This window comes from Spirillospora sp. NPDC052242, assembly GCF_040679555.1.
GTDB lineage: Bacteria > Actinomycetota > Actinomycetes > Streptosporangiales > Streptosporangiaceae > Spirillospora.
This window is the reverse complement of record NZ_JBFAUZ010000032.1, coordinates 24,499-47,802: the sequence shown is the minus strand read 5'-3', so window position 1 is coordinate 47,802 and position 23,304 is coordinate 24,499. Positions and strand designations below refer to the sequence as shown.

Annotated in this window: 27 protein-coding genes and 1 riboswitch; of the genes, 18 read left to right on the top strand and 9 right to left on the bottom strand. The window is 72.7% G+C overall.

From position 1 onward, the window contains the following. Positions 1-56: 56 nt before the first annotated feature. From AB0L25_RS25115 to AB0L25_RS25105, 3 genes are all read right to left on the bottom strand, one after another. Positions 57-1,925 carry a PAS domain-containing protein gene (locus AB0L25_RS25115; protein ID WP_500175119.1) on the bottom strand — a complete coding sequence of 623 codons (1,869 nt, stop codon included), beginning with the start codon at positions 1,923-1,925 and terminating at the stop codon, positions 57-59. An 85-nt stretch (positions 1,926-2,010) separates the two neighbouring features. After that, positions 2,011-3,336, bottom strand: coding sequence for a purine-cytosine permease family protein (locus AB0L25_RS25110; protein ID WP_500175118.1), 1,326 nt, complete (start codon positions 3,334-3,336; stop codon positions 2,011-2,013). Further along, a riboswitch (TPP riboswitch) is annotated at positions 3,329-3,446 on the bottom strand. It overlaps the preceding gene by 8 nt. A 29-nt stretch (positions 3,447-3,475) precedes the next feature. Beyond that, positions 3,476-3,802 (bottom strand): rhodanese-like domain-containing protein, encoded by a 327-nt coding sequence (locus AB0L25_RS25105; RefSeq protein ID WP_500175181.1) that lies wholly within the window; start codon positions 3,800-3,802, stop codon positions 3,476-3,478. A gap of 49 nt (positions 3,803-3,851) precedes the next feature. On the opposite strand from AB0L25_RS25105, the gene AB0L25_RS25100 reads away from it, so the two are divergent. Next, the gene (locus tag AB0L25_RS25100; RefSeq protein ID WP_500175117.1) at positions 3,852-4,301 is read left to right on the top strand and encodes an SSI family serine proteinase inhibitor; all 450 of its coding nucleotides are present in this window, start codon (positions 3,852-3,854) and stop codon (positions 4,299-4,301) included. Positions 4,302-4,640: 339 nt separating this feature from the next. Further along, positions 4,641-6,002: a M20/M25/M40 family metallo-hydrolase gene (locus AB0L25_RS25095; RefSeq protein WP_500175116.1), complete on the top strand. Its 1,362-nt coding sequence runs from the start codon at positions 4,641-4,643 to the stop codon at positions 6,000-6,002. A gap of 5 nt (positions 6,003-6,007) precedes the next feature. On the opposite strand, the gene AB0L25_RS25090 is transcribed toward AB0L25_RS25095, so the two are convergent. Further along, a complete protein-coding gene (locus tag AB0L25_RS25090) occupies positions 6,008-6,694 on the bottom strand; it encodes an enoyl-CoA hydratase-related protein (protein WP_500175114.1) in 687 nt (228 codons plus the stop codon). A 53-nt stretch (positions 6,695-6,747) separates the two neighbouring features. Here AB0L25_RS25090 and AB0L25_RS25085 point away from each other — a divergent pair, with 53 nt between their 5' ends. Further along, positions 6,748-7,323 carry a TetR/AcrR family transcriptional regulator gene (locus AB0L25_RS25085; RefSeq protein ID WP_500175113.1) on the top strand — a complete coding sequence of 192 codons (576 nt, stop codon included), beginning with the start codon at positions 6,748-6,750 and terminating at the stop codon, positions 7,321-7,323. A gap of 462 nt (positions 7,324-7,785) precedes the next feature. On the opposite strand, the gene AB0L25_RS25080 is transcribed toward AB0L25_RS25085, so the two are convergent. Next, on the bottom strand, positions 7,786-8,145 hold the full coding sequence (locus AB0L25_RS25080) for an ATP-binding protein (RefSeq protein WP_500175112.1): 360 nt from the start codon (positions 8,143-8,145) through the stop codon (positions 7,786-7,788). 429 nt (positions 8,146-8,574) lie between these two features. On the opposite strand from AB0L25_RS25080, the gene AB0L25_RS25075 reads away from it, so the two are divergent. The 5 genes from AB0L25_RS25075 (at position 8,575) to AB0L25_RS25055 (ending at position 11,159) form a co-directional block, all read left to right on the top strand. Then, positions 8,575-9,444: a helix-turn-helix domain-containing protein gene (locus AB0L25_RS25075; protein ID WP_500175111.1), complete on the top strand. Its 870-nt coding sequence runs from the start codon at positions 8,575-8,577 to the stop codon at positions 9,442-9,444. Positions 9,445-9,446: 2 nt separating this feature from the next. Then, on the top strand, positions 9,447-9,644 hold the full coding sequence (locus tag AB0L25_RS25070) for a DUF397 domain-containing protein (RefSeq protein ID WP_500175110.1): 198 nt from the start codon (positions 9,447-9,449) through the stop codon (positions 9,642-9,644). Continuing rightward, positions 9,641-9,916, top strand: coding sequence for a DUF397 domain-containing protein (locus AB0L25_RS25065; protein ID WP_500175109.1), 276 nt, complete (start codon positions 9,641-9,643; stop codon positions 9,914-9,916). Before AB0L25_RS25070 ends, AB0L25_RS25065 begins: the two co-directional genes overlap by 4 nt. A 47-nt stretch (positions 9,917-9,963) precedes the next feature. Next, complete coding sequence (locus tag AB0L25_RS25060) at positions 9,964-10,545, top strand: hypothetical protein (protein WP_500175108.1); 582 nt, start codon at positions 9,964-9,966, stop codon at positions 10,543-10,545. Positions 10,546-10,652: 107 nt separating this feature from the next. Next, on the top strand, positions 10,653-11,159 hold the full coding sequence (locus tag AB0L25_RS25055; protein ID WP_500175107.1) for a DinB family protein: 507 nt from the start codon (positions 10,653-10,655) through the stop codon (positions 11,157-11,159). Positions 11,160-11,292: 133 nt separating this feature from the next. Here AB0L25_RS25055 and AB0L25_RS25050 read toward each other — a convergent pair whose 3' ends face one another. Next, complete coding sequence (locus AB0L25_RS25050) at positions 11,293-12,156, bottom strand: Fpg/Nei family DNA glycosylase (RefSeq protein WP_500175106.1); 864 nt, start codon at positions 12,154-12,156, stop codon at positions 11,293-11,295. Positions 12,157-12,501: 345 nt separating this feature from the next. Here AB0L25_RS25050 and AB0L25_RS25045 point away from each other — a divergent pair, with 345 nt between their 5' ends. From AB0L25_RS25045 to AB0L25_RS25035, 3 genes are read left to right on the top strand one after another with little or no spacing between them, the layout of a single operon-like run. After that, a complete protein-coding gene (locus AB0L25_RS25045; RefSeq protein ID WP_500175105.1) occupies positions 12,502-12,708 on the top strand; it encodes a heavy-metal-associated domain-containing protein in 207 nt (68 codons plus the stop codon). 38 nt (positions 12,709-12,746) lie between these two features. Further along, on the top strand, positions 12,747-13,700 hold the full coding sequence (locus AB0L25_RS25040; RefSeq protein WP_500175104.1) for a DUF8832 domain-containing protein: 954 nt from the start codon (positions 12,747-12,749) through the stop codon (positions 13,698-13,700). 30 nt (positions 13,701-13,730) lie between these two features. Then, positions 13,731-16,040, top strand: coding sequence for a heavy metal translocating P-type ATPase (locus AB0L25_RS25035; protein ID WP_500175103.1), 2,310 nt, complete (start codon positions 13,731-13,733; stop codon positions 16,038-16,040). 55 nt (positions 16,041-16,095) lie between these two features. On the opposite strand, the gene AB0L25_RS25030 is transcribed toward AB0L25_RS25035, so the two are convergent. Further along, entirely contained in the window at positions 16,096-16,509 is a 414-nt protein-coding gene (locus AB0L25_RS25030) for a MarR family winged helix-turn-helix transcriptional regulator (protein ID WP_500175102.1), read from the bottom strand. Between the two features lie 103 nt (positions 16,510-16,612). Here AB0L25_RS25030 and AB0L25_RS25025 point away from each other — a divergent pair, with 103 nt between their 5' ends. Continuing rightward, the gene (locus AB0L25_RS25025; protein WP_500175101.1) at positions 16,613-16,996 is read left to right on the top strand and encodes a RidA family protein; all 384 of its coding nucleotides are present in this window, start codon (positions 16,613-16,615) and stop codon (positions 16,994-16,996) included. Positions 16,997-17,025: 29 nt separating this feature from the next. Next, positions 17,026-18,105 carry an alkene reductase gene (locus AB0L25_RS25020; protein ID WP_500175100.1) on the top strand — a complete coding sequence of 360 codons (1,080 nt, stop codon included), beginning with the start codon at positions 17,026-17,028 and terminating at the stop codon, positions 18,103-18,105. Here the strand turns inward: AB0L25_RS25020 and AB0L25_RS25015 are convergent. After that, a complete protein-coding gene (locus tag AB0L25_RS25015; RefSeq protein WP_500175099.1) occupies positions 18,078-18,503 on the bottom strand; it encodes a VOC family protein in 426 nt (141 codons plus the stop codon). The two genes, AB0L25_RS25020 and AB0L25_RS25015, sit on opposite strands and share 28 nt — an antisense overlap. 77 nt (positions 18,504-18,580) lie before the next feature. On the opposite strand from AB0L25_RS25015, the gene AB0L25_RS25010 reads away from it, so the two are divergent. Continuing rightward, entirely contained in the window at positions 18,581-19,171 is a 591-nt protein-coding gene (locus tag AB0L25_RS25010; RefSeq protein ID WP_500175098.1) for a TetR/AcrR family transcriptional regulator, read from the top strand. 44 nt (positions 19,172-19,215) lie between these two features. Here AB0L25_RS25010 and AB0L25_RS25005 read toward each other — a convergent pair whose 3' ends face one another. After that, positions 19,216-19,824, bottom strand: a complete 609-nt coding sequence (locus AB0L25_RS25005) for a TenA family protein (protein WP_500175097.1) — start codon at positions 19,822-19,824, stop codon at positions 19,216-19,218. 360 nt (positions 19,825-20,184) lie between these two features. Here AB0L25_RS25005 and AB0L25_RS25000 point away from each other — a divergent pair, with 360 nt between their 5' ends. The 4 genes from AB0L25_RS25000 (at position 20,185) to AB0L25_RS24985 (ending at position 23,294) form a co-directional block, all read left to right on the top strand. After that, the gene (locus AB0L25_RS25000) at positions 20,185-20,880 is read left to right on the top strand and encodes an RNA polymerase sigma factor (RefSeq protein WP_500175096.1); all 696 of its coding nucleotides are present in this window, start codon (positions 20,185-20,187) and stop codon (positions 20,878-20,880) included. Next, a complete protein-coding gene (locus AB0L25_RS24995) occupies positions 20,877-21,590 on the top strand; it encodes a hypothetical protein (RefSeq protein ID WP_500175095.1) in 714 nt (237 codons plus the stop codon). Before AB0L25_RS25000 ends, AB0L25_RS24995 begins: the two co-directional genes overlap by 4 nt. A 110-nt stretch (positions 21,591-21,700) precedes the next feature. Beyond that, complete coding sequence (locus AB0L25_RS24990) at positions 21,701-22,057, top strand: YciI family protein (protein WP_500175093.1); 357 nt, start codon at positions 21,701-21,703, stop codon at positions 22,055-22,057. A 1-nt stretch (position 22,058) separates the two neighbouring features. Further along, positions 22,059-23,294 carry an RNA polymerase sigma factor gene (locus tag AB0L25_RS24985; protein WP_500175092.1) on the top strand — a complete coding sequence of 412 codons (1,236 nt, stop codon included), beginning with the start codon at positions 22,059-22,061 and terminating at the stop codon, positions 23,292-23,294. Positions 23,295-23,304 lie beyond the last annotated feature (10 nt).

The following is a 23,304-nucleotide window of genomic DNA, read 5'->3' as shown; positions in this document are numbered from 1 at the left end:
CCCGGTTCCACCCCCCTGTCCTCACGGTTAGTAACCGGTTCGGGTGTCGCCGCTGGTCAGCGGGCCTTCTGCAGGACCAATCGCATGCGTGTTCCGGTCCCGTTCTCGGCCGGGTGGGCGGACACGGTGCCGTGCTGCGCCTCGGTGAGGCGTTTGACGATGTAGAGGCCGAGCCCGATGCCGCCGAAACGGCGGCGGTCCCCGGCGTCGCCCTGGACGAACCGTTCAAAAACACGCTCGTGGTCCTCGGGCGGGATCCCGACGCCCTCGTCCTCGACCGTCACCTCGATGCAAGGCCCGGCGGCCCGCGCGCAGACGCGCACGGTCCCGCCGTCCGGGGAGTACTTGAACGCGTTCTCCATCAGCTGGCCGAGGACGATGTCGGTGGCCATCGGGTCGCCCTGCGCGTCCGGCAGGTCGGGGTCGATCTCCAGCTCGACGCGGTGCGCGGCCGACAGGGACCGGAACCCGGCGACGACGCCCTCGACGACGCGGCGCAGGTCGAACGGCTCGACGGTGACGGCCAGCTCGTCCCGTCCGGCGCGGGAACCGAGCAGCAGGTGCTCGACGAGGCGGCCGAGCGACTGGGCGCGCTCGGCGATCGTCGCGACGGCCGCGCGGCGGTCGGCGTCGGCGAGCTCGTCCCACCGGTTGACCAGCGTGGACGCGAACCCCTGCACGACGGTGATCGGGGTGCGGAGTTCGTGGCTGGTGGTGGCGAGGAACAGGTCCTTCGCCTCTTCGAGGGCCTTCGCCTCGGACACGTCGCGGAAGTCCAGGACCAGCTCGCCGGTCTCCTCGATCTCCGCCGTCAGCACGTTCAGCCACGTGCCCGACTCGAGCTGGTACGTCAGGTCCTCGCCGAGCGCGGGCATCTCGAACGGCAGCGGGCGCCCGATCGCGTCGTCCGGCGGGATCCCGGTGATCGCGTGCGCGGCCGGGTTCCACTGCCGGACGACCAGGTCGTGGTCCAGGACGGCGATGCCGTCGGCGCTCGCGTCGATCACCGCGCGCTCGTGCGCCCGCTGCCGGACGACCTCCGCGTACGCGACCGCGTTCCCGACGGCGACGCCCGCGTGCCCGGCGAGCAGCTCCAGCAGCTCCAGCTCGGTGTGGCCGACCTTGCGGCCGGAGTACAGCGCGTACAGGGCGCCCCACGGCTTGTCCTTCACGAACGACAGCCCGATCGCGATCGTGTGCAGCCCCTCCAGCTCCGCCCAGATCAGGTCGCCGAGCCGCCGGTCCCCCGTCGCGAGTTTGATCGTCTTGCCGCTGCGCAGCAGCTCCCCGACCAGGCTCGGCCGCAGCTCCGCGGACGTCCCGCGCATCCGCTCCGGCAGCCCCGACATGCTGACCAGCCGCAGCCGATCGCCCTCGATCCGGACGAACCCGCCCGCGTCCGCCCCGGTCAGCTCGATCATCGCGGCGGTGATCCGGTCGAGGACGACCGCGAGGTCCAGCTCGGCGTTCAGGTCGGCGACGATGTCGTTCAGCCGCCGCACCAGCCGCGCCCGCTCGGTCATGTGGTGCTGGACGATCTCGTCGTCCTCCACCGGCCGGTACACGCCGACCCAGCCGAGCTGCGTCCCGGACGGGTCCTTCAGCAGGCTCGTGTCGATGCGGACGTCGATGAGGCGGCCGTCCCGGTGGAACCGGCGGGTCGCGATCGAGATCTGCCCGCCGTCCCCGGCCCGGCGGGTGAGCAGCCGCTCCTGGACGGCGTTGTGCTCGGCCTTCAGCTCGTCCGGGACGATCGGCGGCACCCGCCCGATCATCTCCTCGGCCGTCCAGCCGAACATCCGCTCGGCCGCCGGGTTCCACACGGTGACGCGGTGCCTGCCGTCCACGGCCACGATCGCGTCCGCGGCGCTCTCGATGACCGCCCGCGCGATCGGGTCGTGGACGTGGTGATGCACGACTGTCATCGTGCCACCGGACCCGTTGCCGCGCCGGGGAACCGCAACGGAAAAGTTCTCACTCTTCCCGTCGCGGCAACGGAAGAACGCCACGTCAGCGCGCTGCGCCGCGCGATATCGCCAGCCGGCCGGCGGCCAGCGCGGCCGACCCGGCGAGCAGGAACGACAGCAGCGACGCGCTCATCCAGCTCTGCGGCGCGAAGTTCAGCAGCCCCTGCGCGTCCGTCCAGAACCCGGCCCAGCCGCTCACCGTGCCCGGATTGATCAGCTGGTAGGCGACGAACCCGATCACCCACGCGGCGACCATGCCCCACCGCGACGGCGCCGCGGCCGAGCCGTCCCAGCCGTCCCGGCCCCGGCCGAGGAAGAAGTCGGCGGCCAGCACGCCCAGCATCGGGACGAACACCGACCCGATCAGCGACAGGAAGCCCGCGTAGTCGCCGATGTCCAGGACGAGCGCCAGCACGGTGATCAGCGCGCCGAGCGCGACCGTCAGGACGCGGCGGTCCGCGCGGGGCACGAGGTTCTGGATCGACACCGCCGTCGAGTACACGTTCGCGAACGACTGGTCCGCCTCGCGCAGCACGAACACGCCGAAGAACAGCACGCCCAGCGGCACCGCGAGGAACGGGTCGAACACGTTGCCGTCCGCCCCCGCCAGCGCGAGGGCCAGCAGGCCGAGGACGTACGCGACGATCTGCGTGACCGAGTAGCCGGCGGCCGCCGCGCCGAACGCGCCGCGCTCGCTGCGCGCGTGCCGGGTGTAGTCGGCGGCGACCGGCACCCACGAGATCGACACCGCCAGGGCCGCGTCGGCGCCGATCAGGAAGCCGTCCCAGCCGCCCTCCGTCAGATCCGGCAGCGGCTCCCGCACCAGCTGCACGTAGAAGTAGACGAGCGAGACCAGCACCGCGGCCGTCACGTACCGGCGCAGCAGCCGCACCGAGCCGAGCGGCCAGATCGTCAGGACGGTCGTCAGCACCCCCGCCGCGATCACGTAGCCCCACCGGGGGATCCCGTCCCACAGGTGCCGCGCCGCGTCCGCGATCACGATCAGCTCGAACGTCCCCCACCCGACGAGCTGCGCGATGTTCAGGACGGTCGGGACGTACGACAGCCGCGCGCCGAACAGCCCGCGCAGCAGCACCATCGCGGGACGTCCGGTCCGGGCGCCCGGGACGGCGGCGAGCCCGAGCATCAGCCCGCCGACGACCGTCCCGACGATCATCGCGACGATCCCGGCGGCGATCGACAGCGTCGGGACGCCGTTCTCGTCCGGCGCAAGCACGGTGTAGGCGCCGGAGAACGCCAGCAGGCTGACCCCGAGGTTCGCCCAGAACGCGCTCTGGTCCCAGAAGCCGAGGACCTTCGGCGCCGGCTCGTCCAGGGTGTACGGGACCTCGTCGACGGCGGACGCCATGCAGCACTCTCCCTACGCCGGCATTACCCGGACAGGTTCATGCGGTCGGCGACGCCTCTGGGTTCGCCCTCTCAGCCCGGCCCGTGGCCCGAGCTCCCGCGGAAATCAGACGGAAGTGTGTTACAACCGCCCAAAAAGGTCAAGCCACGTACGGGTCCCCGTCCCCCTCCATCGCGCGGCCCGCCGCCGCCCACGCCTGCATCCCGCCGTCCACGTTCCTGGCCAGCCACCCCGCCTGGTTGAGCGCCACGGTCACCTGCGCCGACCGCCCGCCGGACCGGCAGATCACGAACACCTCGCGGTCGCGGGGGATCTCCGCCGCCCGGTCGCTGAGCCGGCCCATCGGGATGTGGACGGCGTCGGGCGCGTGACCCGCGTCCCACTCGTCCTGCTCTCGCACGTCCAGCAGGTAGGCGTCCTGTGGAACCTCGGCGGCCGGCACCGCCGGCACGTCCTCCCCGAAAATCATCACTCCTCCATGGAACCGCGCTGAACCCCGCCGCGTCGAATCACGCATGCGGTATCGGACGCCCCTCCTCGCCGCGTCCGGGCTGGCTCTGATCCTTTCACTGGCCGGTTGCGGCGACGAAAGCACCTCGAGCAACCCCGCCGACGGCTCCGCCGAAGTGCAGCCGTCCAGCTCCCCCGAGGAGACCCTCACGATCAAGGTCAAGGCCTCTCCGGAGGCACCCGCCACGACCTGGACCCTCACCTGCGACCCGCCCGGCGGCACCCACCCGAAGGCCGCGGAGGCGTGCGCCGCGCTCGCCAAGACCGCCGACCCGTTCAAGCCCGTCACGAGCGAGATCTGCACGAAGATCTACGGCGGCCCCGCCACCGCCACCGTCCAGGGCACCTGGCGGGGACGCCCCATCGACACGACGTTCTCCCGCGAGGACGGCTGCCAGCTCCACCGCTGGACGGAGGTGGCCCCGCTCTTCGGTGACGTGCCGAAAATACGGTGACACCGCCTCCCGAAGATCGTTCTTGGCGATACGGTCGGTCTTCGGGAGGGCAGAGCGATGGCCGACGACAACACCCCGGTAGAGATCCCGGAGAACGTGCCGACGTCGGCCGCTCGGTCATGGAGCCCGCCGTCTACGAGTACGGCGGCGTCCTCCGCAAGGCGTCGCCGGGATCCTGACAACGATTGGGTTGCGGAGCGACAGGTTGATCTTGTGGGCGTAGGGGAAATTTCCTAGATTCCCCACATCGGGGCCCCGCTTCCAGTCCTTGCCGTCACCCGCCACCGGCCCGCGACCCGAGCCGGACGGGAACGGCCGTCCTCGCCATGAGGAGGCCCCATGTCCGAGGTCAAACGACGCGACCTGCTGGCCGGTGCCGCGGCCCTCGCCGGGTTCGCGACCGTCGGCCTGCTCCCCGGAACCGCCACCGCCGCGACCCGGCAGCGCCCCGGCGCCGCCCTTCCCCCCTCCCTCACCGTCGGCGACCGGGCCGTGGTCGCCCGCGTCGACGCCCGCCGGGCGCTGCGGCACCTGCGGGTGCTCAGCGACGAGATCGGCTGGCGCATCGCCGGCACCCGGTCCGAGCACCGTGCCGCCCGCTACATCGCCGGTGAGCTGCGCCGGCTCGGTTACAAGGTCGAACTGCAGCCGTTCCCGGTCGCCGACAAGTACCTCGCCGAGATCCGCGCCCGCGGCGAGCGGCTCTGGCAGGCCAGCGCCTCCCCGCAGGGCGCCGTCGCCGCCGCGGACGGCAAGGTCGTGGACGTCGGCCGCGTCACCGCGGTCACCGGCGACGTGCGCGGCCGGCTCGTCCTGTTCGACCGCGTGGTCGGCAAGGAGACCGAGCAGGCCAAGGCCGCGGCCGCCGCGGGAGCCGCGGCGGCGCTCATCGTCAACGCCCGTTCGGAGACCTACCCCGAGCGCAAGCCGGGGTCCTTCACCCCGAACCTGTCCGAGACGGTCGCGATCCCGGTGCTGGGCCTCGCCGAGTACCACGGCGAGCGGATCCGCGCGGGCGCCCGCCGGCTGTCCTTCGAGGTCACCCACCACTCCGGGCTGACCTCGTACAACGTCCTGGCCGAGCGGAAGGCGACGCTGCCGAACCCCGACGGCAAGGCCGTCATCGTCAGCGCGCACTACGACAGCGTCCCCGGCTCGCCCGGCGCGAACGACGACGGCAGCGGAACCGTCCTGTGCCTGGAGCTGGCGCGCGTCCTGCGGCGCCTGCCCACCCAGCAGGCGATCCGCATCTGCCTGTGGGGTTCGGAGGAGTATGGCCTGATCGGCGCCCGGCACTACGTGAAGGAACTCGACGAGGCGGGCGTCGCGCAGATCACCGGCTGCTTCCAGAACGACATGGTCGCCACGAGCCATCCGCCCGCGGGCACGTACTGGCTGCTGTCGGTGGACGGAGCGGACAACACCACCACGGCCGCGGTGAACGCCGCCGCGCGCCGCCTCGGCTACGCCGACCAGACCGAGGGGCCCACCGCCCGCGGCTCCAGCGACCACGAGGCCTTCTTCGAGCGCGGCATCCCGGCCGGCAACTTCAGCTGGCGCGGCGGCGAGGCGCCCAGCCAGCTCGAACCGACCTACCACACGCCCGAGGACACGATCGCGGACAACATCAGCCTGCAGCGCCTCCAGGTTTCCCTCGAACTGATCGGCTGCGCCGCCTACGACGTGGCCCGCCGCAAGTAGTCCCGTTACCGGAGGGCCAGGTCCGCCTCGCCGCGGGCGGCCTCGCCCTCCGGAAGCGCCCACTGCTCCAGCACCGACCGCCGGGCGGCGCCCAGCGCCCCCGGCGGCAGCGCGGCCACCGCCTCCGCCAGGGCCAGGCCCTCCTCCAGCGCCCGCCCGGGCTCGACCATGCGGGTGATCAGCCCCCACGCCAGCGCCTCCTCCGCCGGGACGCGCCGCGCCGTCAGCAGGACGTCGAGCGCCCTCGCCTGCCCGACGATGCGCGGAAGGCGCACGGTGGCGGCGTCCAGGCACGGCAGTCCCTGCGCCAGGTTGAGCGCGCCGAACTCGGCGGTCGTGGACGCGACCCGCAGATCGGCCCACAGCGCCAGCTCGAAGCCCCCGCCGAAGCAGTAGCCCTCGATCGCGGCGACGACCGGCTTGGCCGGAGCCGCCCGCGTGACCCGCATCGGCGGCGGACCGTCCACGGTCGGCACGGGGAAGTCGCCCGCGGCCATGGCCTTGAGGTCGTTCCCCGCGCAGAAGGCGCCGCCCGCCCCCGCCAGGACGATCGCCCGGACGTCGTCGTCGCGTTCGGCCGCACCGATCGCCTCTTCGAGCGCCTCGGCCATGGGACCGTCCACGGCGTTCCGGCGCTCGGGACGGTCGAGAGTGATCAGCCGGACGGGCCCGCGGCCCTCGCTTCGGATCATGCGAGGCACTCTAGATAGATCGATCTAGTTAACGCAAGGGATAGGCTCCCCGCATGGGATCCGACACGCGGGCGCGGCTGCTGGAGGCCGCGGCACAGCTGTTCCGCGAGCAGGGCTACGCGGCGACCGGGCTGAAGCAGATCACCGCGGCCGCCGAGGCCCCGTGGGGCTCGCTCTACCACTTCTTCCCCCGCGGCAAGGAGCAGCTGGGCGTCGAGACGGTCGAACACTCCGGCACCCGCTACCTGCGCCTGTTCGACCTCGTCTACGAACGCACCGAGAGCCGCGCGGACGAGTCCGTCCGGGACGTCTTCCGGCTGAGCGCCGAAGCCCTGGAGAAGTCGAACTGGGGCGACGGGTGCCCGATCGCGACCGTCGCCCTAGAGGCCGCCACCACCAGCGAACCCCTCCGGCACGCGTGCGCCGAGGTCTTCGCCGGCTGGCGAGCCGCCACCGCGCGCCGCTTCGCCGCCGAGGGCATCGAACCCGCGGACGACCTGGCGATCTACGTCCTGTCGGCGTTCGAGGGCGCCCTCATCCTGAGCCGCACCGCCCACGACACCACCCCGCTCCACGTCACCGCCGACCTCGTCGCCCGCACCATCCGAGCCCACCACCCCACCGACTGAGGCCGGGCTCGTCATCCGAACAGCGCGAACGCCCAGGCCACCGCACGTCCGCCCAAGCGCCCCCGACGCGGCGCCCGCCGACGACGAGGCAGGGCACGCGCCGGGACGGGCCGACGCCGCTCACCCACGGCGATCCGGGAATCCGGCCGTTCGAGCATCGACCTGACCCTGTCCGCGAGATCACGGGCATTCTTCGCCTCGACCAGCCCGTTCGGGAGTAACGCCCACAGCGAGCCGGTGTACTCGCCCCACCAGAGGCAGATACCGGGAAACAGGCGCCGAAGGTCGTCCACGGCCCGATCAAGGTCGATGTCGAAGGCGGGGACGTCCGGTGTCCGAGGCGGGACGAGGACGGCTCGGTAAGGCTGGACGGCGTTGCTTGAAGGCATGCGGCACCTCCGGAGGACGCGTGAACGCGGGCGGGACGGCCGGTGGCGGGGGCCACCGGCCGCGCGGGGCGGGTCAGCGCTTGATCAGCGCCCAGGAGGTGCGGCCGTCGAGGGTGTCGAACCGGCCGGCCTCGTCGGCGTACGCGCAGGCGAGCACGAGCCCGCGCCCGTGCTCGGCGAGTTCGTCGTCCGCCGGGGCACCGTTCTTGACGGGTCCTCCGCCGTCCAGGACCGCGAGGCACACGTGCTCGACGGCGACGGAGAGTTCGGCCTTGATCCGGCCGCCGGGCGCCCCGCTGGCGCTGTGCCGCAGCGCGTTCGTGCCGTACTCGCTGATGATCAGCTCGAACGCGTCCGCCATGTCGGCGTCCCCCGCCAGCGGCAGCCGCACCCACCGCCGCAGGTGCGGGACGGACTCGGCCACACCCGGCACGTCCACCCTCCACACCCGCCCCCGCTCGTCCGCACCCCACCGTTCTGATCTTGGCGAGCCGTCGACGGCGTCGGTGGCGGGAGCCGGTCCGGCCCGGCGACCACCTCTCATGAGAAGCGAGCCTCGACCGCCGTGAAGGATCGGCGATGCCAGGCCGCGCAGGGCTATCCTCATCCTTGCCTCCCTTTCGAGGGACGGAAGCCGCGCGGCCGGGCTGGGCTCCAATCCGAACCCGGCCGCGCGGCGGTCTTTGTGCCACTCGGCTCTCGCGCCTCAGGCTCGCTGGATCACGCGGCCGTCGGAACATACGAGTCTTCACAGGCCGTCACCACACTCTGTGAAGTAACGCATGCGGACAGTGTGCTGCCTGGCATACTTCCACGCAACGGGCTTCGTGAAATTTCTCGAGAGATAAGGAAGCGACGCGGCATGCCGTCCTCCCCGACCGTCCGGCGACGACAACTCGGCACCGAACTCCGACAACTCCGCGAGGCCAGGGGCTTGACCGGCGACGAGGTCACCGAGCGCCTCGGCTGGTACAACGCGAAGGTCTCGCGCATCGAGAAGGGCCGGATCTCCGTGCCCTGGTCCGACGTGGCCGACCTCCTCGACGTCTACGAGGTGACCGACCCGGCCGTCCGCGAGGCACTCGTCCAGCTCGCGAAAGCCGCGCGGCAGAAGGAGTGGTGGCAGCCCTACAGCGATCTGCTCAGCAAGAACGCCCGCACCTACATCGGTCTCGAATCAGCCGCCGAGACACTACGGACGTACCAGCCCTCATCGGTTCCGGGCCTGCTTCAAACTCCCGACTACGCGCGGGCGATCATCACGCATGGCGGACCCTTGACGCTGAGCGAAGAAGACGTCGAACGGCGCATAAGCCTCCGCCTGAAGCGTCAAGAGGTGCTCGCAGACGCGGGCAATCTCGAACTCTGGGCCGTCTTGGACGAGGCGGTTCTCCATCGTGAGGTCGGCGGTCCGCAGGTGATGCAGGCCCAGCTCGCACACCTGGTGGGCATGGCTTCTCGTCCACGTGTCGACCTTCAAATCCTTCCTTTCGGCGCGGGGCCGCACGCCTCCCTCAGCGGAATGATCGGCATCTTCGGCTTCCCCGCCCCGGACCCCGAAGTCGCATACGTCGACACGGTCTCGGGAGCGCTCTTCCTGGAACGCAGCACCGACGTCCGCGCGATGTCATCAGCCTTCCAGCACCTCACCGCGACGGCGCTCAGCCCCGCAGCCTCCATCGAGGAGATCAAAGTGGCTAGTCGGCGGTACCAGAAAAGGGTAGAAGGATGAACATGGAACAAGACTTCACCGATGCCACCTGGCGCAAGAGTCGGCGCAGTCAGACGACCACTGATCAGTGTGTCGAGGTCGCGACCGCCGGCGGCCACATGGGCGTGCGCGACTCCAAGGACCCCGATGGACCTGTGCTGGTCGTCTCGCCGGACGACTGGCGCGCTCTCGCACGCGCCATCAAAGATCGTGACGAGTGAGCCCGCGGCCCGGCGCAGGATGGCGTCGCTCGTCGTATAGCACCAGCGGCGAGAACTGTGTGGAGGTCGTCTTCGTGGCGAACTCCCCCGACCACTCCTATGGGAGCTGGCGCAAGAGCAGCCGTTCGGGCAGCGGCGACTGCGTCGAGGTGGCCGGTCTCGACGGGCGGTGCCTCGTGCGGGACTCTAAGGATCCCAACGGGCCCGTGCTGGCTCTCACCTCGGACGACTGGCGTGCCTTCACGCGCGCCATCAAGGACCGCGCCAGCTGAGCAACGCGGCTCCCTTCGTTGCCCGTGGGGGGCGCTAGGGTTCGCGCGTGAGTTTGAAACTGCGCCGGGTCGATCTTCAGCACGTCCGGGCGATGGTGGGGCTGGCGGACGGGCCGTGGACGGGCGAGGGCGTGCGGCGGGGGCTCGTCGAGGCCGGGTGGATGCCCGCGGACGCGAAGCTCGTGTGGGCGCACGGGGAGGCGCTGGAGTCCGGGGACGGCTGGGAGCTGGAGCTCGGCGCGGCACCGCCGGACCCCGGGTCGTTCGTGGCGCTGCCGTTCGCGCTGCTGTGGCCGCCGATCGCGGTGGACGAGGAAGACGACGACCTCGATGAGGACGACGAGGACGATCTCGACGAGGACTACGCCGACGACTGGGAGCGGCTGCCGGAGGCGGGGCCCGCGGAGTTCGAGGCGGAGTTCCTGCGGGTGCGGGCGCTGGTCGAGGGCCTGATCGGGCCGCCCACGAGTGTCCATGGGGACCTCGCGACGGGCGTGCGCTGGGACGTCTGGGAGCGCGGGGCGACCGTGTTCACCCTGTACGCCCAGGACGACATCCCCTCCTACTCCCACTACGACCGCCTCGCGCTGGGCGTCTGGAGCGCGGAGGGCTGGACCCCTCCCGAGTGAAACCTCCGCGCGATGACGGCGGCGACGTCCGCCGCCTGATGATCGGCCCCGGGGGCCGTCGGTAAGGCCCTCGACATGGGGCGCGGTGATCGGGGAGGCTTCGCGCGATGACAAGAATCGATGACGCACCGTCCGCGTGGGACGAGCGCACCCAGCTCACCACGTTCCTCGACTACGCACGTGACACCGCCCGCGCCAAGTGTGAGGGCGTCTCTGCGGAGAACGCGCGCAAGTCGCTCCTGCCGGGCTCCCCGCTGATGACCATGAGCGGACTGGTCAACCACCTCCGCTGGGTCGAGTACTACTGGTTCCAGGTGGTCTTCCTCGGCGAGGAGGACCGGGGCCCCTGGACGGACGAGGACCCCGACCGCGAGATGCGCATCGCCGTCGACTTCCCGCTCCCGCGGTTGCTCGACGAATACGCCGAGCAGAGCGCCCGCTACCGCGAACTGGTCGCCGCGAACGACCTGGACCAGCGGGCACGGCGAACCGTCCGCGACGGCCTCCGCGTCGACTTGCGCTGGATCCTCCTCCATCTCACCGAGGAGACGGCCCGCCACAACGGCCATCTGGACATCCTGCGCGAGATGCTCGACGGCACGACCGGCGACTAGCCATGCCCATGCGGACGGCGTGAAGCCACGGCGGTCGCTTGATCCGCCAGGTTGTTGGCGGAGGCGGCGAGGGGGCCCGGGTACGTGCCGTTGACCGAGGACGACTCGGCCTACCGGTGGCTCGCGGCGCCGGTCATTTGAGGAGGCGGGAGAGGCGGCGGTCGGCCAGGGGTTTGCCGCCCGTCTGACAGGTGGGGCAGTACTGGAGGGACGAGTCGGCGAAGGAGACCTCGCGGACGGTGTCGCCGCAGACGGGGCATTTCTCGCCGGTGCGGCCGTGGACGCGGAGGCCGGTCTTCTTCTCGCCCTTGAGGTTGCTCGCTTCGAGGCCGCGGGAGCGGTCGACGGCGTCGCGCAGGGTCGTGACGATCGCGTCGTGCAGGGCGGCGATCTCGGTGTCGTCGAGGGTGGCGGCGATCTTGAAGGGGGACGTGCGGGCGGCGTGCAGGACCTCGTCGGAGTAGGCGTTGCCGATGCCCGCGATGACCTTCTGGTCGCGGAGGAGGCCCTTGATCTGCGTGCGCTTGCCGCCGACGATCTCGCGGAGGGCGTCGACGGTGAAGGCGTCGTCGAGGGGGTCGGGGCCGAGGGCGGCGACGCCCGGGACGTCGGCGGGGTCGCGGACGACGTAGACGGCGAGGCCCTTCTTCGTGCCGGCCTCGGTGAGGTCGAAGCCGGAGCCGTCGTCGAGGTGCAGGCGGAGGGCGAGCGGGTTCTTGGCGGAGGGGCGCGCGGGTTTGGCGGGCGGCTCGTCGTGCCAGCGGAGCCAGCCGGCGCGGGCCAGGTGGATCACGAGGTGGACGCCGTCGACGTCGAGGTCGATGAACTTGCCGTGCCGGGCGGCGGCGGTGATCTCCAGGCCGCCGAGGGCGGTGATCGGCGGGTCGTAGGTCTTGAGCGCGGAGATGGCGAGAACATCGACGCGGGCGACGACGCGGCCGACCGCGCGCTCGCGCAGGAAGGACGTCAGCGCCTCGACCTCTGGCAACTCGGGCATGGGACCAGTATCGGTGATGGGGACGACTGTCCACACCCCTGTGGAAAGCTGTGGATAACTCTGTGCACAACCGGGCGGATGGGGCCCCTTCGGCGGCGATACGTCCACAAACGCCGACATATCGCGGGGGAATGACTAGTCACTTCGGCGCACAGGCTGTGGATAACTTTCGCACGGGGAGCCCTCTTTTCGGCGCGCGCGCAGAGTGTCGCCTTGCGTGGCGGAGGGTGTGACGGGGATCTCGAAATAACCCCTAGGGGGTACGGGTTGCCAGGGGTGTCCGGTTATGGCAGCATGGCGACAGCGAGATACCCCCAGGGGGTACAAGTGAGGGAGGAACCCGAGATGAGCACGAGCACCTACAACGTCGCCGGGATGACGTGCGGCCACTGCGTCGGCGCGGTCACCGAGGAGGTCGGCCAGGTCGCGGGCGTCACGAACGTGGACGTCGACCTGAAGGCCGGGACGGTGACCGTGACGAGCGAGGGCCCCGTCGACGTCGAGCTCATCCGGGCCGCCGTGGACGAGGCCGGCTACGAACTGAAGGCATAGCGGCCGCGGCCGCGATCAGCGAGCGGAGTTGAACGGTCATGAACACCGCGACCAAGCTGGGGGCGTACGCCCTGGGCCTGGCCGCCGTCTTCGGCGGCGCCCTCGGGGCCGGTAACGTCACCGGTCCCGTGGGCGCGGCCCCGGAGACGGAGAGCCACGGACACGCGGAGCAGGGCGGCCACGGCGGGCACGCGGCCGGTGCGACGGCGCCCGGCGGGCTCCAGGTCTCCGAGGACGGCTACACGCTGGCGCCCCGGCGGACGACCGTCGGGGCCGGGGAGAAGACGGACTTCTCCTTCACGATCAACGGACCGGACGGCAGGCCCGTCACCGGGTTCGAGCCGCTGCACGGCAAGCGGCTGCACCTGATCGTCGCGCGCCGCGACCTGTCGGGGTTCCAGCACCTGCACCCGACGCTGGCGAACGGCGTCTGGACGGTGCCGCTGACCCTGCCGGACGCGGGCGTCTACCGGTTCTTCACCGACTTCAAGCCCACCGGGGCGGCGCGCCAGTACACGCTCGGCACCGACATCACCGTGCCCGGCGACCTGCGGCCCGTCCCGCTGCCGGAGCCCGAGCAGGTGGCGAAGGTGGACGGCTACGAGGTGCGGCTCACCGGCGGGCTCGTGCCCGGGAAGAGCAGCGAGCTGACGCTGAGCGTCAGCAAGGACGGCCGGCCGGTCGACGACCTGCAGCCCTACCTGGAGGCCTACGGGCACCTGGTGGCGCTGCGGGCGGGCGACCTCGCCTACCTGCACGTCCACCCGGACGGCGAGCCCGGCGACGGGACGACGAAGCCCGGGCCGGAGATCACGTTCTTCGCGGAGGCGCCGAGCGCGGGCGCGTACCGGCTCTACCTGGACTTCAAGCACGGCGACGAGGTCCGGACGGCCGAGTTCACCGTGCACGCGGGCGACGCGGCGCTCCCCGAGGACGCGCCGGCCGAGCCCCGCGAGCCCGGCCACGACGACGGCCACGGCCACACCCACTAGACGTCACGAGACACGAGCGAGGGAGGGGCGATGACGACCGGCGCAGAATCCGGACGCGTCGAGCTGGCGATCGGCGGGATGACGTGCGCCTCGTGCGCCGCCCGCATCGAGAAGAAGCTCAACCGGATGGACGGGGTGACCGCGACCGTCAACTACGCCACCGAGAAGGCGAAGGTCGAGTTCACCGGGGACGTCACCCCGGACGACCTGATCGCGACGGTGGTGAAGACGGGGTACACGGCCGAGCTGCCGCCGCCGCCCGAGGCGGCGGGGGCGGCCCCGGAGGCGGCGGAGCCCGCCGACGGGCTCGCGCCGCTGCGGCAGCGGCTGATCACCTCGGTCGTGCTGGCCGTGCCGGTGATCGCGATGGCGATGGTCCCGGCGCTGCAGTTCGAGTACTGGCAGTGGCTCTCGCTGACGCTCGCCGCGCCGGTGGTCGTGCACGCGGGGTGGCCGTTCCACAAGGCCGCGTGGACGAACCTGCGGCACGGCGCGGCGACGATGGACACGCTCGTCTCGATAGGGACGCTCGCGGCGTTCGGCTGGTCGCTGTGGGCGCTGTTCTTCGGGACGGCCGGCGAGCCGGGCATCAAGCACGGGTTCGAGTTCTCGATGACCCGCTCGGACGGCTCGATGAACATCTACCTGGAGGCGGCCGCGGGCGTCATCGCGTTCATCCTCGCGGGCCGGTACTTCGAGGCGCGGTCCAAGCGGCGGGCGGGTGCGGCGCTGCGGGCGCTGCTGGAGCTCGGCGCGAAGGAGGTGTCGGTCGTCCGGGACGGCCGCGAGGAGCGGATCCCGGTCGAGGACCTGGCGGTCGGCGACCTGTTCGTCGTCCGTCCGGGCGAGAAGATCGCGACGGACGGGACGGTCGAGGAGGGCTCGTCCGCGGTGGACGCGTCGCTGCTGACCGGGGAGTCGGTGCCGGTGGAGGTCGCGCCGGGCGACGCGGTGACGGGCGCGACGGTGAACGCGGGCGGACGGCTGCTGGTGCGGGCGTCGCGGGTCGGTGCGGACACGCAGCTCGCGCAGATGGCGCGGCTGGTGGAGGAGGCGCAGACCGGCAAGGCGCAGGTGCAGCGGCTCGCGGACCGGATCTCGGGGATCTTCGTCCCGATCGTGATCGCGCTGGCCGTCGCGACGCTGGGCTTCTGGATCGGGACGGGCGTCGGTGCGGCGGCCGCGTTCACCGCGGGGGTCGCGGTGCTGATCATCGCCTGCCCGTGCGCGCTGGGGCTGGCGACGCCGACGGCGCTGATGGTCGGGACGGGGCGCGGCGCGCAGCTCGGGATCCTGATCAAGGGTCCGGAGGTGCTGGAGTCGACGCGGACGATCGACACGGTCGTCCTCGACAAAACGGGCACGGTCACGACCGGGAAGATGGCGCTGGTGGACGTCGTCACCGCGGAGGGCGTCGAGGCCGACGAGGCGCTCCGGCTGGCGGGGGCGCTGGAGGACGCGTCGGAGCACCCGATCGCGCAGGCGATCGCGCGGGGCGCGCGGGAGCGGACCGGCGGGCTCGGGACGGTCGAGGACTTCGCGAACGTCGAGGGCCTGGGCGTCCAGGGCATGGTGGACGGGCACGGCGTGCTCGTCGGGCGGCCGCAGCTCCTCGCGGAGTGGTCGCAGCACCTGACGCCGGAACTGGAGCGGGCGATGGCGGACGCGCGGGCGCTCGGGCACACGGCGGTCGCGGTCGGCTGGGACGGCGCGGCGCGCGCGGTCCTGACGGTCGCGGACGAGGTGAAGCCGACGTCGGCGGAGGCGGTGCGGCGGTTCCGTGACCTGGGGCTGCGGCCGGTGCTGCTGACGGGCGACAACGCGACCGTGGCGCGGACGGTGGCGGACGCCGTGGGGATCGACGAGGTCGTCGCGGACGTCCTGCCGAAGGACAAGGTCGACGTCGTGAAGCGGCTGCAGGGCGAGGGCCGGACGGTCGCGATGGTCGGGGACGGCGTGAACGACGCGGCGGCGCTCGCGCAGGCCGACCTGGGCCTGGCGATGGGCACCGGGACGGACGTGGCGATCGAGGCGTCGGACCTCACGCTGGTGCGCGGCGACCTGCGGGCGGCGGCGGACGCGATCCGGCTGTCGCGGCGCACGCTGCGGACGATCAAGGGGAACCTGTTCTGGGCGTTCGCCTACAACGTGGCGGCGCTGCCGCTGGCGGCGGCGGGCCTGCTCAGCCCGATGATCGCGGGCGGGGCGATGGCGTTCTCCTCGGTGTTCGTGGTGAGCAACAGCCTGCGGCTGCGCCGGTTCAAGGCGCTCGCCGACGACGCCGAGGCGGTGCCGGCGGCCGCCGCGCCGGAGCGTCCGAAGGTCGCGGCGGCGAGCTGAGCGCACGGCACGCGGGAACGCGCGGTCCCCTTCCGGGGGCCGCGCGTTCGCGCGTTCAGGGGGCGCGCAGCCGGTGGACGATCGGGGCGAGCGCCGGGTCGGCGGCGGCCTCGTCGAGCGCGTCGCTGAGTTCGGCCTGGTAGGTGGGGGCGGCCTTGTCGTGCAGCGCCCGGCCCTCGTCGGTGATGACGGTGTAGACGCCGCGGCGGTCGTCGGGGCAGTGGTCGCGGCGGGTCAGCCCGGCCTTCTCGAGGCGGGTGACGAGGCGGCTGACCGAGCTCTGGTTGAGGCCGATGAGGTCGGCGAGTTCCTGCATGCGCAGCTCACCGCCGTCGGCGAGGGCGAGGCGGCAGAGGGCCCAGTACTCGGAGAGCCCGATCCCGTGCCGCTGGAGCGCCCTGGCGAGCCGGTGCTCGATGCGCCCGTAGAGGGTCACGACGCCGTCCCAGCACTGGTCGTCCGTCTGCATTGTCCGCCACCCCGGTCTTTCCCGTCTTGACAACAGCGTACCGCCGACACCAATATGCATGCACATACAAAACATGCAGGTACATGCATCTTAGGAGGCCGACATGATCGAGCGCATCGCCACCACGCCGGACTGGTACGAGCCGTACAAGATCTCCCAGGCGATCCGGGCCGGCGGGTTCATCCACGTCTCCGGCCAGGCCGGCATCGACGAGCAGGGCCGGACGGTCCCCGGCGGCTTCCTCGAACAGGGGCGGCAGGCGTTCCGGAACGTGCGGCGCGTGCTGAACGAGGCCGGGGCCGACCTCACCGACGTCGTCAAGATCGGCATCTTCGTGCGGGACATGGCCGCCGACCTTGACGACGTCATCAAGCTCCGCGAGGAGTTCCTGAGCGAGCCCTACCCCGCCGACACGCTCCTCGAGGTCTCCTCGCTCGCGCAGCCCGACTGGCGCATCGAGGTCGAGGCCACGGCCGTCGCCCGCTGAACGCCCGCCACCACGGAAGGACAGAGAACATGAGCGACCTCCTGCGCCCCTACGCGGGCCCGCACCTCAACCTCCCCAACCGGATCGCGATGGCGCCGATGACGCGCGGGCGGGCGGACGACGCGACGGGTGTCCCGCACCCGCTCACCGCGGAGTACTACGCGCAGCGGGCCGGCGCCGGGCTGATCGTGACCGAGGGCATCTGGCCGAACCTCCTCGGCAAGGGCGGCCCCGGTATCCCCGGTCTGGTGACGGACGCCCAGGTGGACGGCTGGCGCGCGGTGACCGGCGCCGTGCACGCGGCGGGCGGGCGGATCTTCGCGCAGCTCTGGCACGTCGGGCGGATGACGCACCCGCTGACGCTCCCGGACGGCGCGACGCCGGTCGCGCCGTCGGCCGTCCGGATCGGGTCGGAGCCGATCTTCACCCGGGAGGGCCTCGTCGAGCACGTGACGCCGCGCCCGCTGACGACCGCGGAGGCGGAGGCGACGGTCGCGGACTTCGCGAACGAGGCGCGGGCGGCGATCCGGGCGGGCTTCGACGGCGTCGAGATCCACGGCGCGAACGGGTACCTGATCCAGCAGTTCCTCGCCGAGAACACGAACCGGCGCACCGACCGGTTCGGGGGCTCGCCGTCCGGACGGCTGCGGTTCGCGCTCGACGTCGTCGAGGCCGTCGCGGACGCGGTCGGGCCGGAGCGCACGGGCCTGCGGATCTCGCCCGGCAACCCGGAGAACGAGATCGCCGAGGAGGACCCGCAGGGCACGTACCGGGCGCTCGTGGACGCCCTGGAGCCGCGCGGCCTCGCGTACCTGCACGTCATCGAGCGCGGCGCGTACGGGGCGCTCGCCGACCTGCGGCCGCGCTGGTCGGGCACGCTGATCGGCAACTTCAACGGGCCGGAGCCGACCGCGCGGCGGGCCGGGGAGGAGGCGGTCGCGGCGGGCCTGGCGGACGTCTTCTCGTTCGGCCGCCTGTTCATCGCGAACCCCGACCTCCCGCAGCGGTTCGCGGCGGACGCCCCGCTCGCGGAGTACGACCCCCGGCTCGTCTACGGGGGCGGCGCGGCGGGCTACACCGACTACCCGGCGCTGGCGTCGGCGTACTGATCGGCGAACGCGCCGGACGGGGCGATCGGCGTGATGACGTCGATCAGGACGCCGTCCGGGTCGGCCACGATGAAGTGGCGCTGGCCGAAGTCCTCGTCGCGCAGGGGCAGTTCGGGCGCCAGCCCGCCCCGGACGACGAGCCGGTCCCACTCGGCGTCGACGTCCTCGACCTCGAAGTTGAGGAGCAGGCCCCGGACCGGCGCGCGGTACGCCTCGGGCAGCGTCGGGTGCGCGTGATCGAGGATCGCCAGCTCGTACGGGGGCGGTCCGGGACGGCGGAGGCTGACGTACCAGTCGGCCTCGAACGTCGGCTCGAAGCCGAACAGGCGGGTGTAGAAGTCGCGCGACTCGGCGAGGCGGGAGGTGCAGATCACCGGATAGAAGCTGGTCAGACGCATGGCGGTCCCCTTTCACATACCGTCGGTATGTCAAGTACGCTATTCACGTACCGGCGGTATGTCAACGAGGGAGCGCGATGGACGGCGTCCGGAGCAGGCAACGCGAGCAGACGCGGCGGACGCTGCTGCGCGAGGGCAGGCGCCTCTTCACCGAACGGGGCTACGGGACGGTCGGGCTCGCGGAGATCGTGGCCGCCGCCGACGTGACCAAGGGCGCCCTCTACCACCACTTCGAGAGCAAGGGCGATCTGTTCCGGGAGGTGCTGCGGGAGGTGCAGGGGGAGGTCGCGGCGCGGGTCGCGGCGACGGCCGACGCCGAGGACGACCCGTGGGACCGGCTCCTCGCCGGGTGCCGGGCGTTCCTGGCCGCGAGCACCGCCCCGGACGTCCAGCGCATCATGCTCGTGGACGGCCCGGCGGTGCTCGGCTGGGCGGAGTGGCGCGCGATGGACGAGGCCGCGTCCGCGCGGCACCTCGTGGACGCGCTGACCGGCCTGATGGAGCTCGGGACGATCGCGCCGCGGCCGGTCGAGCCGCTCGCGCACCTGCTGTCGGGCGCGATGAACGAGGCGGCCCTGTGGCTCGCCGGCTCGGCGCACCCGGACCGCGACCTGGACGACGCGTGGTCCGCGCTCGCGCGGATGCTCGAGGCGTTCCGCGCCCGCTGATCACGCGGGACGCGCGTCCGCCGCCCGTCCCGCGCGTGCGCCGGTCAGGCGGGGACGTCCCAGAAGGCCAGCTCGTGGCGCATGCCCTCGAGGAAGAACCGTTCGGCGCGCTCGCGGTCGGCGCCGGACTCGTCGATCATCTGGGCGCAGCGGCGGGTGAGGGCGGCGAAGTCGGGGTCGGCGTAGGTGTCGACCCAGCGGCGGTAGCGCGGCTCGGCGGGCGGGTTCTCCGCGAGGCGCAGGCCGAGTGTCGAGTACCCCCACATGCAGGGGTACAGGGCGGCGAGGCCGTCGGTGTAGGAGGCGGCGCTCTCCAGCAGGAACGCGGTGTAGGCGGCGCAGGCGGGGCCCTTCTTCGCCCCGTCGAGGTCGGCGCCGAACTCGGCGGACAGCGACCGGTGCAGCGCCAGCTCGTCGTGCAGGGTGGAGTGCGCGAGATCGACGAGGTCGCCCAGGTGCGCGTCCGGGGCCTGCCAGGCGAGGCGCGCGAAGACGCGCGTGTAGTCGAGCAGGTAGAGGTAGTCCTGCTCCAGCCAGGAGCGGAACACCGCCTCGTCCAGGTCGCCGCGGGCGATCCCCGCGACGGTCGGGTGCCGAAGCTGCTCCTCGACCAGCGGACGGCCGAGCTCCTCCAGATGCGCCGCGAGACTCATGTCCGGATTGTCCCATGCACGGCATAGATCAGGGCCCCGCCGGGCGGTGCGGTCCGGCGGGGCCCTGATCGAACGCCGATGTGCGGGTCGCCTCTCGGCGAAATGCACAACACGGCTCCAGCCGAACGGTATTCCGTGAAGGCGATAGGTGAGGCCCGGGGACACCAGGCACATCGGCTGTCCCGTATAACCGACGGGACCCCACGGATTGTTCCCGGCGTTCCGGAGAACCACACGCGATTGGTCCTGCGAGGTCACCGGCTCTCCCCGCGCCGCCGGGACCGGCCGGAGACCCGAAACGACCCCGGAGGATCGCCGAAGGAGCGGCGGCGCAGAGAAAATGCCTGCACAATGCTGCAAGTGACAAGGAAGTCGCGGGCGGTGCCCACGGAGCGGGACGCCGAGCTGAGCCGCGCCCTGCGGGCCGCGCAAGACGGCGACGAACCGTCCTTCCGGCTGCTGTACCGCGACGTGCAGCCCCGGCTGCTCCGGTTCGCCGCCGCCCTGGTCGGCGCCGACGCCGAGGACGTGACGTCCGAGGCGTGGCTGCAGATCGCGCGCGACCTGCCCGGCTTCCGCGGCGACCTGGACGGCTTCCGCGGCTGGACCGCGACGATCACCCGGCACCGGGCCCTCGACCACCTGCGCCGCACGTCGCGGCGGCCCGCCGCCGAACTGTCCGACGACGTCCTGGCCGCGCTGGCGTCCGACGGCGACACCGAGGCGGACGCCCTGGACGGCCTCGCCACCCGGGACGCGCTGCGGCTGATCGCCGAACTGCCCCCCGACCAGGCCGAGGCGGTGCTGCTGCGGGTGGTGGTGGGGCTGGACTCCAAGGCGGCGGGCAAGGTCGTCGGCAAGCGGCCCGGGGCGGTCCGGACGGCCGCGTACCGGGGGCTGCGGCGGCTCGCCGACCGGCTCGCCGCGGACACGGACGCGGGCACCGACGCGGGCACCGGAACCGGCACCGACGCACCCGCACGCCCGCGGACGGAACCGCTCCCCCTCCTGCAGAGTGACAAAAGCGGCGGTTCCGGCGCTGAAGGGGTGAGATGAACAACGACCGCAGGTCCGGGCGGCCGAACCGCCGGGCCGCCGACCTTCTCCTGTCCGGGTCCGCCCCGGCCGGGAAGCACACCGCACTGCGCGAACTCCTGGACGCCGCCGCGGCGCCCGCCCGTCCCGCCGACCCGGCCGGCGAGGACGCCGCCGCGGCCGCGTTCACCGCCGCCGTCCGGGCGCGGCCCGCCGCCGCCGAGCGTCCGAGGCGTCCCGCCGTGCGCCGGTTCCTGACGGTGAAGGCCATGGTGGTGGCCGTGACGGTCGCCGTGTGCAGCGGCGTCGCGATCGCGGCGGGCACCGGCAATCTGCCCGGCCAGGGCGAGCGCGCCGAACCGACGCCGACGCCGGCGCCGTCCCGCACCGATCCGGCGGCGCCCGGACGGCACGTCAACCCGGTCGCCCCGCCCGCGCTGTCGACCCCGAACGCGCGCACGTCCGCCCCGGCGACCTCGCCGAAGCCCTCCGGACGGACGCCCGGCGGCGGCGGAGGCGGAGGGTCGGCGAGCGCGCGGCCGTCGGCGCGGCCGTCCGCGACCCCGGACCCGCCGCAGCACAGCGTGCCGTCCGCGCCGTCCACGCCCCGCCGCCCGAGCGACCTTCCGACGGACCCCGCCGAGAACGCGAACCCCCGGGTGGAGAAGGCGCCGAGCAGCAAGACCAGGCAGGGCCCGCCTGCCCGGAGCAACAGCCAGCAGAAGGACTAGGCGCCGAGTCTCTCCCCCGGCTGATGAAAAAAGTTTCGGGGAGGGTGTCCATGGGGCGAGGTCCCGTTCGTAGGTAAGACGTAGGCAACAACGACACGGGAGCGAACACCATGAAGTACATGCTGCTGATGAACTCGGCTCCGGCGGACAGCGCCGAGGAGGCGGAGGCGCAGTCCGTCTGCGAGTTCTCCGACTGGATGAAGTTCGACGAGCAGATCCAGGGCGCGGGCGTCGTCGTCGCCTCGCACGCGCTCGCCGACATGACCACGGCCACGAAGGTGCGGGTCACCGCCGACGGCGAGCGCGTCATCACCACCGACGGGCCGTTCGCCGAGGCGCGCGAGGTCCTCGGCGGGTACTACGTCATCGACGTCCCCGACCTGGACGCGGCCCTCGACTGGGCCGCCCGCTGCCCCGGGGCCCGCGACGGCTCCGTCGTCGTCCGTCCGGTCACCGACGAGTACTGACATGCCCGGACCGGACGCCCGGGCCTCGGTGGAGGCGATCTTCCGGGAGGAGCGCGGCCTGCTGCTGGCCGCGCTCGTCCGGCGGTTCGGCGACCTCGACCTGGCCGAGGAGGTCGCCTCGGACGCGATCGAGGCGGCGCTCGTCCACTGGCCGGCGCACGGGGTGCCGCCGAGCCCGGGCGGATGGCTGATGACGACGGCGCGCCGCAAGGCCGTCGACCGGCTGCGGCGGGACCGGGCGTACGCGGCGCGACTCGCGGTCCTGCAGGTGGAGGCGGAGCGGGCCGCGCCCGCCCCGCCGCCGGGGACGGACGGCGGGCTCCCGGACGAGCGGCTGCAGCTGTTCTTCACGTGCGCGCACCCGGCGCTGGCCGCCGAGGACCGGACGGCGCTCACCCTGCGCTGCCTCGCGGGCCTCACCACCCCCGAGGTCGCGCGGGCGTTCCTCGTCCCGACGGCGACGATGGCGAAACGGATCGTCCGGGCGAAACACCGGATCCGCGAGGCCCGCATCCCGTTCCGCGTCCCCGGACCGGACGAGCTGCCCGCGCGGCTCCCGGGCGTGCTGCAGGTCGTCTACTCGATCTTCACCGAGGGGTACGCCGCCGCGCGGCACGACCTCGCGGAGGAGGCGGTGCGGCTGGCCCGCATCCTGCGGCGCCTGCTGCCGGACGAGCGCGAGACCGCGGGGCTGCTCGCGCTCGTCCTGCTGACGCACGCGCGGCGGGACGCGCGGGTCGGCGCGGACGGCGGCCTGCTCCTGCTGGACGAGCAGGACCGTTCGCGCTGGGACCGCACGCTGATCGAAGAGGGCCGCGGCCTGGCGGAGGCCGCGCTGACCGGCGGGCCGCCCGGCCCGTACGGGGTGCAGGCGGCGATCGCCGCGCTGCACGACGAGGCCCCGGACGTCGCGTCGACCGACTGGCCGCAGATCGTCGCGCTGTACGACGTCCTGCACGCGCTGACGCCGTCGCCGGTGGTCGCGCTGAACCGGGCGGCGGCGGTGGCGATGCGGGACGGCCCGGAGGCGGGGCTGGCGCTGCTGGACGGGCTGGCCGGGGAACCGCGGCTGCGCGGCTACCACCCGTACGCGGCGGCCCGCGCCGACCTGCTGCGCCGCCTGGGCCGCCTCCCGGAGTCCGCCGCCGCGTACCGGGAGGCCCTCGGCCTCTGCGAGACCGCCGCCGAGCGGGTGCTGATCCGCCGCCTGCTCGACGCGGTGGAGGCGTCCGGTTAAGCGTCGGGCG

Coding starts and splice junctions, on each gene's coding strand:
- AB0L25_RS24990 (WP_500175093.1), top strand. CDS start 21,701: ATGAAGTACATGCTGCTGATGAACTCGGCTCCGGCGGACAGCGCCGAG.
- AB0L25_RS25015 (WP_500175099.1), bottom strand. CDS start 18,503: ATGCGTCTGACCAGCTTCTATCCGGTGATCTGCACCTCCCGCCTCGCC.
- AB0L25_RS25030 (WP_500175102.1), bottom strand. CDS start 16,509: ATGCAGACGGACGACCAGTGCTGGGACGGCGTCGTGACCCTCTACGGG.
- AB0L25_RS25045 (WP_500175105.1), top strand. CDS start 12,502: ATGAGCACGAGCACCTACAACGTCGCCGGGATGACGTGCGGCCACTGC.
- AB0L25_RS25010 (WP_500175098.1), top strand. CDS start 18,581: ATGGACGGCGTCCGGAGCAGGCAACGCGAGCAGACGCGGCGGACGCTG.
- AB0L25_RS24985 (WP_500175092.1), top strand. CDS start 22,059: ATGCCCGGACCGGACGCCCGGGCCTCGGTGGAGGCGATCTTCCGGGAG.
- AB0L25_RS25115 (WP_500175119.1), bottom strand. CDS start 1,925: ATGACAGTCGTGCATCACCACGTCCACGACCCGATCGCGCGGGCGGTC.
- AB0L25_RS25005 (WP_500175097.1), bottom strand. CDS start 19,824: ATGAGTCTCGCGGCGCATCTGGAGGAGCTCGGCCGTCCGCTGGTCGAG.
- AB0L25_RS25110 (WP_500175118.1), bottom strand. CDS start 3,336: ATGGCGTCCGCCGTCGACGAGGTCCCGTACACCCTGGACGAGCCGGCG.
- AB0L25_RS25035 (WP_500175103.1), top strand. CDS start 13,731: ATGACGACCGGCGCAGAATCCGGACGCGTCGAGCTGGCGATCGGCGGG.
- AB0L25_RS25095 (WP_500175116.1), top strand. CDS start 4,641: ATGTCCGAGGTCAAACGACGCGACCTGCTGGCCGGTGCCGCGGCCCTC.
- AB0L25_RS25055 (WP_500175107.1), top strand. CDS start 10,653: ATGACAAGAATCGATGACGCACCGTCCGCGTGGGACGAGCGCACCCAG.
- AB0L25_RS25075 (WP_500175111.1), top strand. CDS start 8,575: ATGCCGTCCTCCCCGACCGTCCGGCGACGACAACTCGGCACCGAACTC.
- AB0L25_RS24995 (WP_500175095.1), top strand. CDS start 20,877: ATGAACAACGACCGCAGGTCCGGGCGGCCGAACCGCCGGGCCGCCGAC.
- AB0L25_RS25070 (WP_500175110.1), top strand. CDS start 9,447: ATGGAACAAGACTTCACCGATGCCACCTGGCGCAAGAGTCGGCGCAGT.
- AB0L25_RS25040 (WP_500175104.1), top strand. CDS start 12,747: ATGAACACCGCGACCAAGCTGGGGGCGTACGCCCTGGGCCTGGCCGCC.
- AB0L25_RS25025 (WP_500175101.1), top strand. CDS start 16,613: ATGATCGAGCGCATCGCCACCACGCCGGACTGGTACGAGCCGTACAAG.
- AB0L25_RS25090 (WP_500175114.1), bottom strand. CDS start 6,694: ATGATCCGAAGCGAGGGCCGCGGGCCCGTCCGGCTGATCACTCTCGAC.
- AB0L25_RS25085 (WP_500175113.1), top strand. CDS start 6,748: ATGGGATCCGACACGCGGGCGCGGCTGCTGGAGGCCGCGGCACAGCTG.
- AB0L25_RS25020 (WP_500175100.1), top strand. CDS start 17,026: ATGAGCGACCTCCTGCGCCCCTACGCGGGCCCGCACCTCAACCTCCCC.
- AB0L25_RS25050 (WP_500175106.1), bottom strand. CDS start 12,156: ATGCCCGAGTTGCCAGAGGTCGAGGCGCTGACGTCCTTCCTGCGCGAG.
- AB0L25_RS25100 (WP_500175117.1), top strand. CDS start 3,852: ATGCGGTATCGGACGCCCCTCCTCGCCGCGTCCGGGCTGGCTCTGATC.